We start from the raw sequence: 18,400 nt of genomic DNA, 5'->3' as shown, positions 1-18,400 counted from the left end.
CGCCGGGGACATCGACCTGGCCCAATGACTGGTTGTAGGTGTCGTCCGGGGTGGCGTTCGTCGACTCCGCAACCGCTGCTTCTACTCCGACGCCGATCCCGACCGCGTTCGCGGCCACGTTGGCCGACTCTGCCCGGCTCCGTGGCGTCCCGGTGCTGTCCACAGTGGTCGCCGAATGACCGACAGCCGCATCCAACGTGTCCAACCCGACTGCGTCCAATCCGACCGAGACGACGTCGCCCGACGTACTGGCTGAATAGTCAGCAGGCAGCGGGGCTGCCTGCGCCACTGAGGCGGCGACCGTCACCAACCCAGCCGCCAACACAACCGCGAGCAGGCGGGCCAGCACACGAGACAGGACCGACCGGGCCGAACGTGCACAACCGATCTGACGAAGCGCACGAAGGAGATAGGTGGATAGCACGGAAATGGCGGAACGATCCGCCGGGCGATGCGACATGGCGCCTTTCAAGGGGGGTCAAGGCGACGCGATCACCCAGCTGCTTGAGCGACCAATGCCCCTACCCTTGAACAAACTTGACCTGGCACCGACCAATTTCAGAAATACCGTGACCAATCTGTGATCAACCTGACGGTTCTTTCAGTTGCGGGCAGCAGTTAAACCTTTGCGCCGAGGAATAGGGCACCGAAAGGGCAAAGAATCCAAGGATTTCTTTCAATTCGGCTGGAAACGGTGGTTATCGTGGCATTGGGCCTAGTGAGCCCAGCGAGGCACCAAGAAGGTTCCCCCTTCACAGTTTCCGTGCCTCGCACAGTCCCCGCCCGGCCGGCCATGGTCCCCCCGAACACGTGCCGGCCGGGCGGTGGACAACCATCAGTCTCTAACCCTGCACCCGGGAACATGGTCTCAGACAAGGCCTGCGAGACGCTGGCCACCAAACTTCAAAACACGTGCGGGACGAGGCTGGTCGAAGAGACCCTGAACACACACGCCGTCAGCCCTACCCAGCCCGGGTCATTCCCTGTCCGATGATCGTTCCCTCCCTGCTGCGGTTCCGCTTGTGGGCCGGGGTGCAGGGCCGAACATCCTCGAACCGCGCTCAGACAAATGCATCTCCGCGAGGTCCCCTCCGTCGAAGAGCCCGACAGCAGAGTTGCTAACTGCAACACCGTGCCAGACTCGGGACTCTCCTATGTGGTTGTGAAGCTGCCGCGTGGTGCAGCCCTGCGCTAGCGTTCGCGGGCCTCAGCGGCGAAGAGTTCGGGCTTGGCGTCGTCGGACCGTGGCGGGGAGACAAACTGGGTGACAACGGGGGCGATGATCGGCACCCACTGGTGGACGTTCGTGGACGAGTTGGAGCGCGGAACCACCTGCGCGCCGCAGTGTCCGGCGCCCTGATAAGGCAAAGGTCACTGGTTCAAGTCCAGTTAGGCCCACCCATCTGACAAGGGGAAACACCCCTCTGTGATCCTTCAGGGCTGAACTGGGAGACATCGCCACCGCCCGAGATCCATCTGCGCTGGCCGACCACCCAGTACAGCCGGCAGGGCCGAAACGGTCGCCCGGCCAACCGTGAGCGGCTTTCACCGAGCATTCGTCATCGGAAGCGGGAAGGTTGCTCGGCGCCGCCAAGCGCCACCGTGCGTCGTTACCCGACCAGATCCCAAGGCGCACACCTAGGCGTCGTTGCAACGGAGTCGCGGGAAAGCGTCGAGGATCGTGGTGCGCAGATCGTCGGGGGTCGTTTCGGCCTCGGCGGTGCGGACGATGCCGTAGGCCATCCGGATTGACAGCATGACTTCCTCGACGGTGACGTCTGTCGGTACCAGCCCGGCCTCGACGGCCCGCCGGAGCGGGTCGGCGAGCAGGTCGATCAGGCGGCGTGCGCCGTCGTACTCCACGCGGGTCTTGCGTGCGTCGCTGACCATGTCGATGAAGGCGGTCTCGGCGATCAGGTTGTCGACGAGCCCGCGCCACAGGAGACAGAAGGCATCGGGTCCGGGCAGTGCCGCCGTCATCGCGTATTGCTGGAAATGATCTTCGAAGACGGCAAAGGCCAGGTCGAGGCGGGTCGGGAAGTGTCGATAGAGAACGCCCTGGCCGACGCCGGCCCCCTTGGCGATCGCGCTCAGCGGGACGTCGTACCCGCGCTCGGCGAACAGTCGGCGCGCGGCCGACAGGATCGACTCCCGGTTGGCTGCAGCAGCCGCCGGCCCCCTGTTGCGTCGAGCCATTTCACGGGCCACACTTGAAGTATAACCGGACAAGGTTGTCCGGATCGGAGGAAAGAGAGCCATGACCTCATTCAACGAGGAGTACGACGTCGTCATCGTCGGCAGTGGCGCGGCGGCGCTTGCCGCCGCGCTGGGTGCGGTGGACGAAGGGCTGTCGGTCGTGATGATCGAGAGCAGCGCCAGATGGGGAGGCAACTCCAACAAGTCCGGCGGCGGCATGTGGCTGCCCAACAACCCGCTGATGCGAGCCGACGGGGTCGGCGACTCGCGCGAGGAGGCCCTCGAATACATCGCACTGACCGCGAAGAACGACCACCGCGCGACCAATCCCGCTCGTCAGGCCGCGTTCGTCGACGGCATCGAGGACTGGGTGACGACCTGCCAGAAGTACGGCCTCCGTCTGGTCCGCTCCAAGGACTATCCCGACTACTACCCTGAACTTCCCGGCGGCAAGATCGGCCGCGCGCTCGAGGTCTACCCGATCTCGAAGCAGCTGATGGGGCCGTGGGCCGAGAAGATCTCGTCACAGGCCGCGCTGCCGATCATGACCGACGATGTCTGGCTGTTGACTCGGGCCCTCGCGTCGTACGACGGATTCAAGCGCGGCGTACGCCTGACCTCGCGCCTGGCACGCGGGTTCGTCACCAGAAAAGGATTGCTGGCCGGTATGGGCGTCGCGCTGACCGGCTCGCTGCTGCACGCCGCGGTGATCAAAGGTGGCGCGACGCTGCTGCTCGAGACTCCGCTGACGGACTTGATCGTCGAGGACGGCCGCGTGGTCGGGGTGAAGGCGACCAGGGATGGACGCGAAGTCACGTTCGGTGCTCGCCGGGGTGTCGTGCTCGGCTCCGGTGGCTTCGACGGGAACCGCGCCAAGCGTCGCGAGCTGCAGGGAGTGGAGGGCAACCCGTCGGGTGTCCTGACCAACCTCGGCGCGCCGATCGACATCGCCGCCCGTCATGGCGCCGCACTGGAGCTGATGGACGACGCTTGGTGGGGTGCGTCGGCGATCTCTCCGGAGCCCGGTGTTGCCGATCCCACGTTCCTGGTCGGCGAACGCGCCATGCCGTACTCGATCATCGTCGATGATCAGGGACGGCGCTTCGCGAACGAGGCGGAGTCCTATATCGACATCGGACATCACATGCTGGAGCACAACAAGGATGGGCGCTGGTGGATGATCGCCGACAAGCGTCACCGCCGCTACCTGCGCAACTACCTGCTCGCGCCCGGCGTGAAGAAGAGGCTGACAGCAGGCGGTCATTACGCCGAGGCCGACACGATCGAGGAGCTGGCCACCAGGATCAACGTTCCGGCGGCGAACCTGCGCCAGACCGTCGACCGTTTCAATGGCTTCGCCCGGGCGGGCATCGACGGGGACTTCGGCCGGGGTGACTCGGCCTACGACCGCTATTACTCCGACCCCGGCGTGCGTCCCAACCCGAACCTGGGCCCTCTGGAGAAGGCACCCTTCGACGCGATCGAGATCGTCATCGGCGATCTCGGCACCAAGGGCGGCATCGTCACCGACGAGTTCGCCCGCGCGCTGTGTGAGGACGGCACCGTGATCGAGGGTCTCTACGCCTCTGGGAACTGTTCGGCATCGGTGATGGGCCACACTTATCCCGGCCCGGGTTCCACCCTCGGACCAGCCACGGTTTTCGGCCTGATCGCCGCCCGGCACATCGCACGAAACAACTGAACGGGATGACCATGAACATCACGGGCAAGGTCTTCGTCGTCACCGGTGGCGGCAACGGCATCGGACGCGCGGTCGTGCTCGAGCTCCTGAAGCGCGGGGGCCGGGTCCTCGCGATCGACTTGAACGAGAACGCGCTGACCGAGACGGCAGAGATCGCGAAGGCCGGCCAGCGCCTCACCACGGTGACTCTGAATATCACCGACCGAGCGGCGGTTCTCGACCTCGCCGCCGAGTACGACAGCGTTGACGGATTGGTCAACTTGGCCGGCATCATCCACGATTTCGAGCCTGTCGACGAACTGGATTTCGAGGTCATCGAGCGCGTGATGAACGTGAACTTCTGGGGCACCGTCAACATGACGAAGGCGTTCCTGCCGGTGCTCAAGCGCCGGACCGAGGCCTCGATCGTGAACGTCGCATCGATGGGCAGCCTGGTGCCCGTCCCGGGGCAGAGTGCGTACGGGGCATCCAAGGCCGCGGTCAAGCTCTTCACCGAGGGGCTCTACGCTGAGTTGCGCTCCACCTCCGTGGCGGTGAGCACCGTCTTTCCCGGCGGTACTGCCACCAATATCACCGGCAATTCCGGCGTCGACACACGCACCGTCGATCCGGAGAAGGCGAAGAAAGCGGCCGGCAACCTCACCACGCCCGACGAAGCAGCCAGGAAGATCACCGACGCGATCGCCCATGGCACTCCGCGCGTCCTGATCGGCCCGGACACACGAGCCCTCGACCGGCTCGCTCGAATCGCTCCCACCCGCGCAGTCACGATCGTCGCCAAGAGGATGGCCGCAATCGTCGGCTGACCGAGGTTGACCGAACGTCCGGATCCAGGCCTGTCCGAGTGGAGCTACGGTCGCCCATCTCGAGTCGACCACTCACTGATGAAACCGCAGACCTCACACACCGTTCGTCGGACACTCCCCGCCGAACATAGTGTCCGGGCTTCAGTCCGTCACGGGTGCGGGGGGATCTTGTCTCGCATGATCACGAGCGAGGGTCATGTGGGTGGGGTGATGAGTTGTTGGATGGCGGCCCCGTAGAGGTTGGCTACGTGTGTTCGCTGGGCTGCAGTGGCGTGGTCGGTGTCGACGGCGTCCCAGGAGTGCACGAGGCCGAGGAGCTGCGCGGAGACGAGCCAGGCGCGCAGGACGGTGTCGGCTCCGTGCATGCGCGCGCTGAGCCGGTCGACCAGGAGTCGCCGCATCGTGGCCTGCAGATCGGTGCGGACGTTTTGATGGTCGCTGGCGTAGAGCAGCGCGGTGAGGGTGCGTCGCATCCGGTCGTGCGTGGGGTCGAGAACATAGTCGGCTAGACGCGTTCCGACCAGCTCGAGGGGCCCGTCGAGCTGGGGAGCGAAGTGCTCGTCGAATCCGATCACCCGTACGAACAGTTCCTCTTTCGAGCCGTAGTGCCGGATTACCAGTGCTGCGTCCACGCCCGCAGCCGCGGCGATCTCTCGCACTGAGGTGCCCTCGTATCCGCTCCGCTCGAACAGCTCTCGGGCTGCGCGGGCAATCGCCCGCTGCGTCGGCGTGCCCTCCTCGAGAGGACGTGTGGCAGTGCGCGGCGAATGACGTCCGGAACTCATGCGCTTCAGTCAACCGCTTTTGACAGACCATCGTCAACACTGTTGACTACGACAGGTCAACACTGTTGACCAACGGCATGTATCGGCGGTACAGAACGAAAGCGGGAGTAGTGGCATGCGGATCGAAGAGGCCGAGTCCGAACAGGAACTTGAGGAAGAAGCCGAGCACGTCTCCGGCAACCAGGCGACTCTGTGGCTGCTTGCTGTCGGCCTGGGTGCGCTCGTGGTTTCGCTCGCGCAGTCACTGCTGGTGCCGGTGCTCGCGGACCTGCCCAAGCAGTTGAACTCTGACACAGCCACCGTTCAGTGGCTGCTGACAGCGACGCTCCTCGTGAGCGCGGTTGCCGTTCCGCTGCTGGGTCGGCTCGGAGACATGTGGGGCAAGCGGCTGATGCTGTTGGTCGCGATCGGTGCGATGGTCGTCGGCTCCCTGATCACCGCCGTCTCCGACAATGTCTTCGTCCTCATCGTCGGCCGAGCCATCCAAGGCGTCTCTTCCGGTGCGATTCCGTTGGGGATCAGCCTGCTGGCCACACTGCTGCCGAAGAAGCGCCGTGCCAGCGGTATGGCCACCATCTCGGCCATGCTCGGCGTCGGTGGAGCGCTCGGCCTGCCCTTCGCCGGGTTGATCGCCGAGCACGGCGACTTCCACACCCTGTTTTGGGTCACGGCCATCGCCGCAGCGGTTGCCTTCGCCGGCATCCTCTTCTTCGTGCCTGAATCTCACGACCCGGCCGGCGGCAGAATCGACATCCTCGGTGCGCTGCTGCTCGCGGGTGCGCTCGTTGCCCTCCTGTTGCCGCTGTCCGAAGGCTCCGACTGGGGCTGGGGCTCTACGAGAGTGATCTGGCTGTTCGTGGCATCCGCCGCACTCTTCGCTGCCTTCGGGCTGTGGGAGGCGCGCCACCACGATCCCCTCGTCGACCTGTCCTCTCTCGGGCGTCGCCCGATCCTGTTGACCAACATCGCCTCCCTCTTCATCGGCTTCGCTCTCTTCGCCTCACTCATTGGCACCGCCACCTATGTCGAGATGCCGAAGGAGACCGGCTACGGCTTCGCTTCCACCACCTTGGTCGCGGGCTTGACGATGCTGCCCTCTGGTCTGTGCATGCTGGTCTTCGCGCCCGTCGCCGCCCGCCTGATCAACTCCATCGGCGGCGGCCGCACCCTCGCAATTGGCGGGGTGATCGTCGCGATCGGCTGGACTCTGCGCGTGTTCGTTCACGCCGATCTTTGGCAGGTCATCGTCGGTAGCACTGTCGTCGGCATCGGAACCGGTATCGGTTACGCCGCCATGCCCGCCTTGATCAGCGCCAATACTCCCCACACCGAACTCGCCTCCGCCAACGGTGTCAACACCGTCGTCCGCTCCCTCGGGAGTTCCTTGGCCAGCGCCCTCGGCGGTTCCATATTCGCCAGTTTCACTCTCACCCTCGGATCGACTGTCTTGCCGTCACTGACCGCCTACCGTGTCCTCTTCACCATCTGTGGTGCCTCCGCCCTCATCGCCGCAGCCCTTGCCCTCCTCGTCCCCCACCGCCAGGACGGGGCCATCGTGAGCTGAGCTCGGCGGCGTTACATGAAATCAGCCAGCGAGCCAACCAGGCGTCGGCGACGCCCGCAAGCCATTCCCTGCCCGGTGATCATTCCCTTTGCGGGCGGTTGATGGGCCGAGCGCCTGACCCCTTGCCCGAGATTGTCGTCCCAGGCGAGACATTCGGGCCGTTGCTCAACCAGGCAAAGGTCACGCGTTCAGCTCAAATCAAGCCCGACCACCGGGCGCCTCCGTGCACAGGTTTGGGGTCGATGAGGTCGCATCGATCACCAAGCTGAGTGAGACTCGATTCGCTCCGCGGGCGAGAGGAGCCGCGTGTGGCACGACAAGGTCTCTTCAGTTGAAGTGACTTGGCAGGCCAATAAAGTGGCTCGGCAGGCCAAGAAGTTCGAGCTGCCCATCGGGGTGACGTCGGTGACGACCAGAGCGGTGGATGCCGTCCCCCGGCGCCTTCGCGGACCTTGATCAACCGGATCCTTCACGTAAGGAGAGTCGGATATATAACAGTTCACTCGTTATAGTGACTGTGACTCGAAACGGAAAGGGTTGAGGGTGGGTGATTCTAGCCAGCCTACAGATCTGCTGGTTCTGATCGGCAGCATGCTCGATGACTTGCCGCCGGGCGAGCAACATGTGGCACGATGTGTCTTAGGCGATCCTGTCGCCGCGAGTTCCGGGTCATTGCGCCGGCTCGCCGATCAATCTGGGAGTTCCATCTCCACGGTCATCAGGTTCTGTAAGCGCCTTGGATATCCCGGATTTGTCGAGTTTCGATCCAGATTGACGACAACTGTCGCGCGCGGAAAAATGGGCCAGGGATCGTATGTGGCGTTCGATGATCTCTCTCCGAACGACTCTATGGAGGTGCTGTCCGAGAAGCTGATCGCGCTCCATATCAACGCATTGCAGCAGACGGTCCAATCAATCGATCCCGATTCACTCAACAGCGTTGTCGAACTGCTCCGTGGCGCGCGTCATCGGATGATCTTCGCTACCGCGGCATCGTCGACTCCTGCCGAGGACTTGGCTCTCAAATTGGCTATCCTAGGATTGCCTACGGTCGTCCTCGACGATGCACATAAGGCCGTTCTCACACTTCGCGGATTTGACAGTCGAGATGTGGTCGTTGGGATGACATACACCGGGACGATCCGGGCCGTTGGGGTTGTCCTTAACGAGGCGAGGAGGCTGGGAGTCCCCACAGTCGGTGTCACCCATGATCTCGGGTCATACGTTGGTCGATCGGTCGACTACGTCCTGCGGCCGATGGGTCGTGAGTTGTCGCAGCTTACGGTCGGGCTCTCGACGCGTACGGCCCAGCTAGTGTTGGGCGACCTCATCTTTCTCTCCATCGCGCATGCCAATCCGGACCTGGCAGGCCTCGCCGCCCAGGGCATACCCGGTCGAGCATCCTCGACTTACCTTCGCGTGGACTCAGGTCGCGGGTAGGCGCCCTTCGGCCAACGCGACGGGGCGATGATGGCCTGCCGGTCCGGCGTCGACAGGCATTATCGGTTCGTATCGGCGATGTGCGCTGCGTGCGGCCAGGCTTCATCCGTCTGGATGGTGAATTCGGTCCCGAATTCTTTTGACAAATCGCGCAGGCGCAACAAAATTCGCTCGGCCACGTGGGACGAAGCTGGGGCCGGGACCCCAATATCTGCTCCCGTGTGATTCAGGCCGAGTTCGATCGGATAAGCACGAATATCCTTGAGGCGTCCTCCCTCCGAGAAACTAAATCGGAAGATCGCACTCTCGAGCATCTCTGGTTTCGCGAACAGATTCCTGTTACGGGTGGCGAACTGCTCAGGGACCGTCAGTCGGCCGATATTGTCGATCGAATAGCGCTCGGATATCTCCTTGGAGAAGTCGGGCGGAACGATATCCAGAGAATTGTTCATCATGAAGAAATTCCCCAGCGAGTACACGATGGGCACGCCTTCGAAGATCTCAATCCCGCGAAGTTGGTGTGGACCGTGGCATAGTACGAGACCAGCCCCGGCGCCAACGGCCCGACGAGCAATCTCGACAAGGGCATCGCTTGGTTCTTGCGACTCGTTGTAGGGCTCGTGACTATGTACGGAGAAGATAACAAAGTTGCTGTTTTGCCGCGCCTGCCGTATTGCTGTGAGATTGCGTCTGAGATGGTCTTCGTCGATCCGATAGCTCAGCCCCAAGCGATCCGTGTCGCCGGCAACATAGCGAGATCCTTGCCATTCCACCTCGGAGCCGGGCTCTATAACCCTGCCAGCCATGGCGCCGACCTTCGCGCATAGATTCTCCATATCGGCAAACGCGGCGGGCGTGAGAGAGGTGACAGGAGTCAGATGAATCGCGTTGACACCCGCGCGGGCAGGTGCGACACCGGAAGGGTCGGCTGCGCGCGAGTGTGGGGTGTAGGTCGTGGTTGCTGAGACGTGACCCACCCGGCCGAACGCGAGGTCGGTGTACTTCGGAAGCGTCGCCTGGGCCAGCGTGTCGCCGACCCCGGCGAGACTCAGTTCGTGACGAGCCATGTGTCGAATGGTGCTGCGCATGCCGCCTCGGCCCCAGTCGCCCGCATGATTGTTCGCCCCCGCGAGGACGTTGAAGCCGAACGCGACCAGTTCTGGAGCGATCGCCGACGAGGCATGCATCCAGGTGCCACCGGAGGCCGCTTCCGGAACGATCTCCTCCGGCTCGTCAGCGCTTCCTAAGTCAAAGACATTGGTCTCGAGGTTCCCATAGACGACATCCGCTCCGCCGAGCAACTCGAGCATCTGTGGCACCCGGGCTCTCAGCGTAGGCAGCATCGGGCGTAGATAGATCAGGTCACCTACTGCGGTGAGCGTGAATGGCTTCGTGGGTGCAGATGTCGTCGCCTGACGAAGAACCTCTGGGGTTGCGCTTCTTGCTGCTTCGTCGTGTGCCGCTGTCGGAACATTGTGTGTCTTCACCCGGTCTCATGCCTCCTCGGCCTGCGTGCGGCGGCGTCGGTCTCGCTGCCGACGTGACACTATACTTTCCAGCATCTGTTTCGGCTGCGTAACGAGTGCGTAAAAAAAACCGCCATCTGGCCGATTGGCGGTGTCCGCTGGCGTTCAATGAGGAGCACTGGTCGACCTGCGGCTCCGCGTCGGGATCGACTCTTTGCAAACCTCAAGCGAGGAGCTAGCGTTTCGTGCCCAGCACAGATCTCATTGCCTTCAGGCGTGACCTCCACCGTCACGCCGAGCCGGCGTTCTGCGAGATTCGTACGGCAGGCCGCGTTGAGCAGGTCCTGGAGAGCATGCCCGTCACGGTCCTGAAGGGGCGAGATGTTCAGGATCTCGCAGGCGTGGGTGCCTTTCCGGACGAGCCCACCCGAGGTGCTTGGCGTGATCGAGCGATTGCCACTGGCCTGGATCCGGAGCGGGCAGAATTCTTCTGCGAACACGGGACAGGCCTGGTCGCCGTACTGCATGGCAGCCGTCCGGGTCCAGTATGGGGACTTCGCACCGATATCGACGCGCTTCCCATTGCGGAGAGCGACGACGTCGCGCACTTTCCCGCTGCGGAAGGCTTTAACTCGATCGACGGAGTGATGCATGCCTGCGGCCACGACTGCCATGCGGCGATCGGCGTGGGTGTCCTGGAGAGCCTGAGCGACCGCGACTTCCCGGGCACCCTCAAAGTGATTTTTCAGCCTGCTGAGGAGGGCGTCAGGGGAGCTCAGACGATGTTGAACGCAGGGGTTGCTGACGACATCTCCCGGATGCTTGCTGTGCACGTCCGGGGCGACAGCCCTGTCGGGACAGTTATTGGCAGCGTCTCCGGTGGCATGGCGACGCAGAAACTTCGGGTGCGATTCACCGGAAGGGCATCGCATGCCTCGGGTGCTCCCGAACAAGGGAGGAACGCGCTGCTCGCAGCAGCGTCGTCGGCCCTGTCGATCATGGCTCTGCCGCGATACAGCACCGCGGACACGCGACTGAACATCGGCACGCTGCACGCAGGGGACAACGTCAACATCGTGCCGGCGAACGCGACCATGACCTGTGAAGCCCGGGCAGATGATGACGACGTCCTCCTCGACCTCGTCGCGCGGGTGCGCGGCATCATCGAGGGAACCGCACACGCTTTCGGCGTGGAGGCTTCGATCGAGGTCACGGGGCTTGCCTGCACCATGCAGCCCGATGCGGAACTCGTGCAGACCATCGTCGACGCGGCGTCGGGCATGGATCTGGTGCAGGCCGTCGTTGCGACGGCTCCGATGTTCGGCAGCGACGACGCGCACCTGTTGATTCGTGAGGTACAGCGTCGCGGCGGACTAGGTGCCTACATCAACATCGGTGCGGGCAGCCCAGCACCCCATCACAATCCGTTCTTCAATCCCGATGAGAGCTGCATTCCGATCGCGGTGGACCTCATCGAGAAGGTCATTCGTTCATGAACGGGACGGAACGCCAATGACGACGAGCGAGCGCGCCCCCGATCCGCTGCTCGAGGTGCGGGATCTGCGGGTGACATTCCGCGAGGGTACCGATCAGCAGGTCGAGGCGGTCGACGGGATCTCCTTCGAAGTTCACCCGGGCGAGGTCCTGGCGATCGTGGGCGAAAGCGGGAGCGGGAAGTCGATCACGGCCCACAGCGTCCTCGGTCTGCTCCCGCCCCTGGCCACGGTCGCCGGGTCGATCCGGCTGCGGCGGCGCACGAGCGGGAGGCCGGAGGAGCTCATCGGTCTCTCCAGCGGCGCGATGCGGCGCATCCGCGGCGCGGAGGTGGCGATGATCTTCCAGGAGCCGTCTACTGCCCTGAACCCGGTCTACACAATCGGCTGGCAGATCAAAGAGGCGCTCCGGGCCCACTCCCGGGTGAGCGGCAGGACAGCTCGGGACATGGTCGTGGAGATCTTGCGCAGGGTAGGGATCCCCGAGCCGGAGAAGCGGGTGGGCTACTACCCGCACCAGTTCTCCGGTGGCCAGCGCCAACGGATCGTCATCGCGATGGCGCTGATCCAGAATCCCGACCTGATCATCGCTGATGAACCGACGACCGCCCTGGATGTCACCGTCCAGGCCGAGATCCTTGACCTGCTCCGGGCCCATCGGGATGAGGCCGGCACCGCGATCGTTCTGATCACTCACAACATGGGGGTTGTCGCGGATCTGGCCGACCGGATGGTCGTGATGTACCAGGGCTGTGTGGTGGAGACCGGACCTGTGTCCGAGGTCTTCGAGCAGCCCCAGCATCCGTACACGCGCAACCTGCTCGCTGCTGTGCCGCGCGTCGGAGTGCAGAGCGCTCGCGAGCCGGTGGCGGCGCCGGATCGCATCGCGGTCGAGGGTAGGGACGTCGTCATCGAATATCCCGCCGGATTCCGGCGCGCATCGTTCCGGGCGGTGAACTCGGTCTCCTTCCGGATCGCCGCAGGCGAGGTCCTGGGCCTGGTTGGGGAGTCCGGATCAGGTAAGACCAGTCTCGGCCGGGCCGTCGCAGGTCTGAATCCAATCAGCAGTGGCAGCCTGGTCGCGCTCGGGCAGGAGCTGAAGGGGATCTCCAGAGGAAAGCTCCGCTCCAGTCGGAAGGATGTCGGATTCGTCTTCCAGGATCCGGCCACGAGCTTCAACCCGCGGATACGACTCTTCGACTGTCTGGCCGAACCGTTCATCGTCAACAACTCGACCGAGCGGCCCCAATTGCGTCAGGCGGTAAACGAACTCTTCGATCTGGTGCACCTGCCGCGATCGTTCGCGGAGAGATTCCCGCATGAACTCTCCGGAGGACAGCGACAGCGGGTCGGGATCGCTCGAGCTATTGCGCTGAGGCCGAGTCTGATCATCGCCGACGAGCCCACTTCGGCGCTGGACGTATCCGTCCAGGCTCAGATCCTGACATTGTTCACCGAGCTGCAGGACGAGTTGAACTACGCCTGCCTCTTCATCACCCACGACCTCGCCGTCGTCGACATGCTCGCCCATCGCACAGCGGTCATGCGGCGCGGAGAGATCGTCGAGCAGGGAGCAACACGCGAGGTGCTTCTTCATCCCCAGCACGAATACACTCAGCAGCTCATCGGGTCTCTCCCCGTCCCCGATCCTGCTGTGCAACGGGACCGGTCGAGCCGGCGTCAGGCAGTGACGTCATGAGGTTGACACGTCATGCTGGTGCCCCGACAGCTGGCCGGCCCGTCGCCGAACTGACGGCGCTGCCTGGTTGTCCGCGAGGTAGGTATCGGAAGTGTTGACGTTCATCCTGAAGCGAATCGTCAACGGCATCGCTGTCGTCATCGCCGCAAGCGTTCTGGTGTTCGCCTTGGTGTCCTTGGCCGGCGATCCGCTCGCATCGATGCTGAGCTCGCCAGGTGCCTCGCCGCAGACCGTAGCCCAATATCGCCAGACATTGCACCTGGATGATCCGATCATGGTGCGCTACCTCAGCTGGGTCGGCGGCATCCTGCATGGTGATCTCGGGAAGTCATATTCGGGCCAGTCGGTGAATTCGATGATCTTCTCCGGCCTCGGCACGACTCTGAAGATGGTGATCCCGGCGGCCGTGTTCGGCCTGGTAGGTGCGGTGTTCCTCGGGGTCGTCGGGGCGCTGAAGCGGAACACTGCCGTCGATCATCTGATCTCCGCACTGTCGTACGCCCTCTACGCGATTCCTGTCTTCGTGCTCGCGATCCTGCTGAAGGGGTACATCGCCGTGCCACTGAACAATGCCTTCGGTGCCACGGTGCTCTACACCATCGGTGACAGCACACCAGGTGTGCCGCCATCTCTGTCGGATCAGGTGCGGCACGCGATCCTGCCGGTGTTTGCGCTCGCCGTTTACAGCATGGGGCCGTGGAGCCGATACCAGCGCGCGGCGATGATCGAGGTGATGAGCAGCGAGTACATCAAGGTCGCCCGGGCGAAGGGTCTCGGACGAGCCCGGGTGGTGATCGTTCACGGCCTGCGAAATGCACTGATTCCGATCGTCACAATCGCCGGCGCCGACTTCGCGGTGATCGTCGGCGGAGCAGTGGTCACGGAGACGGTCTTCGGATGGCAGGGCATGGGCCGTGTCCTCGTCGACGCCCTGACAGGGCCGGTCAGCCCGGACGTGTATGTCGTCCAGGGCTGGATCATGGTCGTCGCGATCTTCGTAGTCGCAGTAAATATTCTGGTCGACCTCATGTACGGCGTGCTTGATCCGCGGGTCCGACGGTGAGCGGCGTGCAGGGCAGCGGCGTGGGGCCTGCGGTGGATGAGCACGCCGAGAAGATCGATGCGTACGCCTCCGCCAGGAACTCCCAGATCGCCGGAGCGCTACGGGCATTCGCCCGTCGTCGCAGTGCGCTGGTCGGGCTGGCGGTGTTGCTGCTGATCATCGCGTTCACCGTGATTACGCCGTTCCTCTGGAAGTACTCCTACTCCGATATCACCGTCGACTTCTCGGCGGCGCCGGGTTGGAGGCACCCCTTCGGCACCGACAGCATCGGCCACGACCTGTTTGCGCAGACTCTCCGCGGCATCGCGACGTCCCTCAAGGTCGCCACGCTCGTCGCACTGCTGTCAACCGTCGTCGGCACCGTCGTCGGTGCGGTGGCCGGCTACTTCGGCCGGGCGTGGGACGCAGTGCTGATGCGCGTTGCAGACCTGATCATGACCATTCCCGTGCTGGCCATCACCCTGGTTCTTGCCAATGTGTTAGGGGCGAAGGGAAGCTCATGGTTCCTGCTGTCATTGGTGCTCTCGGCAGTGCTCTGGATTCCCTTGAGCCGACTTGTCCGGGGCACGCTCCTGTCGTTGATGAAGAACGACTACATCGACGCGGCGCGGATGCTCGGCGCCTCGGATCGGCGGATCATCATCCGCCATCTGCTGCCCAACGCGGCGGGGCCGATCATCGTCGACGCGACCCTGATGGTCGGCCGGGCGATCATCGTCGCGGCCTCGATGGAGTATCTGGGTCTGGGCATCCAAGCCCCCGAGGTGTCGCTCGGTCTCTTGATCCAGAGGGGACAGGGTGCGGCAACGACCCAGCCATGGCTGTTCGGGTTCCCCGCACTGTTCCTGGTCCTGATCATCCTGAGTGTCAACTTCGTTGGCGACGGTCTCCGTGATGCTCTCGACCCGCGTCGAACGGTCTGACCTGTGCCGGGCATGCGAAGAAGTTTCGGGTGATGACATGGCGTGAATATCGGGGGTCGCATCGTATGCGACGCGCACACGAACATCAGCAGGATGCTGCGGAAGCAGCGTCAGACGGGCGATACCGGTGGTATCGCACCGGCCCGTCATCTGGTCTTGAGTCTCGAGAATCCGATGACTGGCATCAGGTATCTGCATGGGTAAGAAGCCATTAGGAAGTGATGTTTTGAAGAATTATTGGAAGGCCGCCGCGGCGCTGATCATCGTCGGTGCGGTCATGCTGGCGGGATGTTCCACAGGGAGCTCCAAATCCGCCTCGAAAAGCGGCAACGACAACGGTGGCTCGGTAACGGTCTCGGTAGTCGGGGCGATCGAAGGTTTCAACTATTTGAAGGCGGGGTCGAACATTGTCTTCACCGAGCAGATGATGCATGGGATCTGGCCGGACTCGTTCACCCCTGATCCGAGCCTCAAATCGGTGATGAACAGCGATCTGCTGGAGAGTGCCGACCTCATCAGCAAGAGCCCCCAGGTGGTGCAATACAAGATCAATCCCAAGGCATCGTGGTCGGACGGGACGCCCATCAGCGCGGATGACTACATCTACCTGTGGGAGGCCATGAGCGGTAACAAGAAATTCAAAGACGCTGATGGCAGTGCTTTCCTGCCGGCGAACACCTCGGGATATGACCAGATCAGCTCGGTGAAGGGCTCCGACGGCGGCAAAACGGTGACAGTGAAGTTCAGCTCGTCATTCTCCGATTGGAAGAGTCTGTTCAACCCGATCCTTCCGTCTCACGTGGTGAAGAAGGTGGGTTTCAATTCCGGCCTGGACAACTTCGGTGATGCGCTGAAGGTGTCCGGAGGTCCCTGGATGGCCGATTCCTATGCCGATGGGCAGAGTTTCGTCAAGGTCAGGAATCCGAAGTACTGGGGCAAGGCGGCAGGGCTCTCGAGCATTGTCTATCGCATCATCAACGACTCGACCGAGCTGGCATCCGCCGTGCAGAACGGTGAGATCCAGGTGGTCAATCCCACGAACGGGACGGTCAGCCTGAAGGACGCACTTCAAGGAGTCGGAGGGTTCCACCTCGTCACTGCGCCGAGTCTGACGTTCCAGCATCTCGACTTCAATGAGTCGAACGAGTACTTGGCCAAGACCGACATCCGGCGTGCCATCGCGAATGCCATCAACCGGAACGAGATCGTGCAGCGCACAGTCGGGCAGATCAATCCGAAGGCGACCACGATCGGCAACCACATCTTCCTGCCGGGCCAGCCTGGGTACGTCGACAACAGCGGAGAGTACGGCAAGTTCGACGCGAAGAAGGCCAAGCAGGCGCTTCTGAAGGCGGGCATGGTCGAAGGCTCTGACGGCTACCTGCAGCCGACCTGGGGGAGCCAGGCGGGCAAGGACTTCACCCTCAGCATCGTCAGTGCTTCGGGTCGAGAACTGTGGAACCAGATCCAGCAATTGGTGCAGGCGCAATTGAAGGCCGTCGGCATCAAGGTGAAAATCGTCACCTTGACCGACTATTTCTCCCAGGTGCAGAAGGGCAATTACGATATGGCCACCTACGGGTGGGCGATCAACCCCTACCCGAGCACTATGAAGTCCGTCTGGTGTTCGTACACCAACGCGGAATGCGCCAGCAACTGGGCCCATTATTCGAACAGCAAGGTGGATGCTCTGCTCAAGAAGGCCACCGGGGAGCTTGATTCCCAGAAGGCCTCGGTGCTCTATAACCAGGCGGACAAGCTCCTTTGGTCCGATATGGCGTCGCTTGAACTCTACGAGTATCAGCAGGTCGGAGGCTGGTCCGGCTCCGTCGACATCGAGAATCTCAAGTACAATTCATCCGCCCTCGGCTTCCATTGGAACGACCAGGACTGGCGTTTGAAGTAACAAGGTCGTATCCATGTCGTCCCCGGCTATCAGGCCCGGCCGGCGGGAGAATTCTCAAAGTAACGCTGCGCCTGGGGGACCTGTCAGCCGGAAGTCAGCAGAACTTGCGAGGAAGGGATTTAGCACGTGAATCTGAAAAGCAGTATGTCCTACGAGGGTTACACGGCGTATTCGTACTTGCGCGCCGGTGAGGACTATCAGGACTTCGAGCGGGTAGCCGAGATTGCGCGCGTGCCGGTGTATCACGACGAGAGCTTGTCGGATTTGCAGCGGCAGCGGGCGAAACAGTTGATCGACCAGTCGATCGTCATCTCGCTGCACGACCATGTTCAGGTCTCACCTGCCGACATCTCCCAGCAACCGGGGTACCTCCGCCAGGGGCGCGGATTCACAGGCTACGAGGGCCTGGCACGCTCCGGCATGACGGCAGTCTTCGACAATGGCGTCTTTTCAGCCCCGTTCAGTTCCGCGAACGGGTGGCGTCTGGACGACACCGTGCACGACCTCGGTATGCGATTGTGCGACATAGATCACCAGAACTTCATCATCCCGGGGAAAACCACCGAGGACATCCGCCGCGCCCATGCCAACGGCCAACTGGCCATGTTCTCCGGCCTCGAAGCGGCGACCGTCATCGGAAACGAACTGGATCGACTGGAGGTGCTGTTCGGTCTCGGTGTTCGCATGATGGGTGTGGCCTACTCGAATTCGAACCAGCTCGGATGTGGGCTCGGGGAGCGGTTGGACTCGGGCCTGACGATGTTCGGAGAGGCAGCCATCCGCCGCATGAACCGGGTGGGAATGGTGATCGACGTCTCCCACTCCGGTGACCGGACGGCACTGGAGACGATCAATCTTTCGTCGGCACCGGTCGTCATGAGCCACTGCGGCTCTCGGGAGGTCTGGCCGAGCGCCCGGATGAAGCCCGACGCGATCATCCAGGAGTGTGCATCCCGGGGCGGCATGATCGGTATTGAAGCCGCTCCGCACAGCACGCCATCCACGCAACATCCCAGACACTGCCTGGACTCGGCCATGGACCACTTCGAGCACTTGGTGGATGTGGTCGGGATCGACCACGTCGGCTTCGGGCCGGACACACTGTTCGGCGATCATGCCGGATTTCACAGACGCGGTGGATCGAGCTCCACGTCCGGTCAGCTCCAGGGCGACTATCCCCGCGTCGACTATGTCGATGGGCTGGAGAACCCTGGGGAGAACTTCTGGAACATCGCCGGCTGGCTGGTTTCTCACGGATACTCCGACGACGAGATCCGCAAGGTCATCGGAGGGAATGTGCTCACGGTTCTGGATGCGATCTGGGCCTAGACCGCCGCGGGATGAACAACAGCGTTGG

The 18,400-nt window shown here is 63.0% G+C and carries 14 protein-coding genes and 1 pseudogene; 11 read left to right on the top strand and 4 right to left on the bottom strand.

The genetic code is table 11. The annotated features are described in order from the left end of the window. Window positions 1-307, bottom strand: a 307-nt coding sequence (locus IEY07_RS17490) for a hypothetical protein (protein ID WP_188896682.1), incomplete at its 3' end; no start/stop codon positions are given. 1,331 nt (window positions 308-1,638) lie between these two features. Beyond that, window positions 1,639-2,208, bottom strand: a complete 570-nt coding sequence (locus tag IEY07_RS17485) for a TetR family transcriptional regulator (protein WP_188896681.1) — start codon at window positions 2,206-2,208, stop codon at window positions 1,639-1,641. Window positions 2,209-2,257: 49 nt separating this feature from the next. Between IEY07_RS17485 and IEY07_RS17480 the strand changes: the two genes are divergently transcribed. Both IEY07_RS17480 and IEY07_RS17475 read left to right on the top strand, forming a co-directional pair. Continuing rightward, the gene (locus tag IEY07_RS17480) at window positions 2,258-3,898 is read left to right on the top strand and encodes an FAD-dependent oxidoreductase (RefSeq protein WP_188896680.1); all 1,641 of its coding nucleotides are present in this window, start codon (window positions 2,258-2,260) and stop codon (window positions 3,896-3,898) included. Window positions 3,899-3,909: 11 nt separating this feature from the next. Beyond that, window positions 3,910-4,704, top strand: coding sequence for an SDR family NAD(P)-dependent oxidoreductase (locus IEY07_RS17475; protein WP_188896701.1), 795 nt, complete (start codon window positions 3,910-3,912; stop codon window positions 4,702-4,704). 194 nt (window positions 4,705-4,898) lie between these two features. On the opposite strand, the gene IEY07_RS24575 is transcribed toward IEY07_RS17475, so the two are convergent. After that, window positions 4,899-5,489 (bottom strand): TetR/AcrR family transcriptional regulator, encoded by a 591-nt coding sequence (locus IEY07_RS24575; RefSeq protein ID WP_188896679.1) that lies wholly within the window; start codon window positions 5,487-5,489, stop codon window positions 4,899-4,901. 115 nt (window positions 5,490-5,604) lie between these two features. Between IEY07_RS24575 and IEY07_RS17465 the strand changes: the two genes are divergently transcribed. The 3 genes and pseudogenes from IEY07_RS17465 to IEY07_RS17460 all read left to right on the top strand — a co-directional run bounded on the left by IEY07_RS17465 (window position 5,605) and on the right by IEY07_RS17460 (window position 8,493). Continuing rightward, complete coding sequence (locus IEY07_RS17465) at window positions 5,605-7,053, top strand: MFS transporter (protein ID WP_188896678.1); 1,449 nt, start codon at window positions 5,605-5,607, stop codon at window positions 7,051-7,053. Between the two features lie 543 nt (window positions 7,054-7,596). Continuing rightward, window positions 7,597-7,830 (top strand): annotated as a pseudogene (locus IEY07_RS24820) (MurR/RpiR family transcriptional regulator); the annotation flags it as partial. A gap of 39 nt (window positions 7,831-7,869) precedes the next feature. Then, window positions 7,870-8,493, top strand: coding sequence for a MurR/RpiR family transcriptional regulator (locus IEY07_RS17460; protein ID WP_229670230.1), 624 nt, complete (start codon window positions 7,870-7,872; stop codon window positions 8,491-8,493). A gap of 59 nt (window positions 8,494-8,552) precedes the next feature. Here IEY07_RS17460 and IEY07_RS17455 read toward each other — a convergent pair whose 3' ends face one another. Then, window positions 8,553-9,980 carry a CapA family protein gene (locus tag IEY07_RS17455; RefSeq protein ID WP_188896676.1) on the bottom strand — a complete coding sequence of 476 codons (1,428 nt, stop codon included), beginning with the start codon at window positions 9,978-9,980 and terminating at the stop codon, window positions 8,553-8,555. Window positions 9,981-10,204: 224 nt separating this feature from the next. On the opposite strand from IEY07_RS17455, the gene IEY07_RS17450 reads away from it, so the two are divergent. The 6 genes from IEY07_RS17450 to IEY07_RS17425 all read left to right on the top strand — a co-directional run bounded on the left by IEY07_RS17450 (window position 10,205) and on the right by IEY07_RS17425 (window position 18,372). Continuing rightward, window positions 10,205-11,455, top strand: a complete 1,251-nt coding sequence (locus IEY07_RS17450) for an amidohydrolase (RefSeq protein ID WP_188896675.1) — start codon at window positions 10,205-10,207, stop codon at window positions 11,453-11,455. 16 nt (window positions 11,456-11,471) lie between these two features. After that, window positions 11,472-13,151 (top strand): ABC transporter ATP-binding protein, encoded by a 1,680-nt coding sequence (locus IEY07_RS17445; protein ID WP_188896674.1) that lies wholly within the window; start codon window positions 11,472-11,474, stop codon window positions 13,149-13,151. Between the two features lie 91 nt (window positions 13,152-13,242). Further along, window positions 13,243-14,214, top strand: coding sequence for an ABC transporter permease (locus IEY07_RS17440; RefSeq protein WP_188896673.1), 972 nt, complete (start codon window positions 13,243-13,245; stop codon window positions 14,212-14,214). Further along, a complete protein-coding gene (locus IEY07_RS17435) occupies window positions 14,211-15,137 on the top strand; it encodes an ABC transporter permease (RefSeq protein WP_188896672.1) in 927 nt (308 codons plus the stop codon). The genes IEY07_RS17440 and IEY07_RS17435 overlap by 4 nt, the downstream gene beginning before the upstream one ends. 196 nt (window positions 15,138-15,333) lie before the next feature. Next, on the top strand, window positions 15,334-17,043 hold the full coding sequence (locus IEY07_RS17430; RefSeq protein ID WP_188896671.1) for an ABC transporter family substrate-binding protein: 1,710 nt from the start codon (window positions 15,334-15,336) through the stop codon (window positions 17,041-17,043). 126 nt (window positions 17,044-17,169) lie between these two features. Beyond that, window positions 17,170-18,372: a dipeptidase gene (locus IEY07_RS17425; protein ID WP_229670229.1), complete on the top strand. Its 1,203-nt coding sequence runs from the start codon at window positions 17,170-17,172 to the stop codon at window positions 18,370-18,372. Window positions 18,373-18,400: the final 28 nt, after the last annotated feature.

The sequence above is a fragment of the Microlunatus endophyticus genome, assembly GCF_014646195.1.
Classification (GTDB): Bacteria; Actinomycetota; Actinomycetes; order Propionibacteriales; family Propionibacteriaceae; genus Microlunatus; species Microlunatus endophyticus.
Note: the sequence above shows the minus strand (reverse complement) of the source record. Positions and strands in the feature narration are given on the sequence as shown.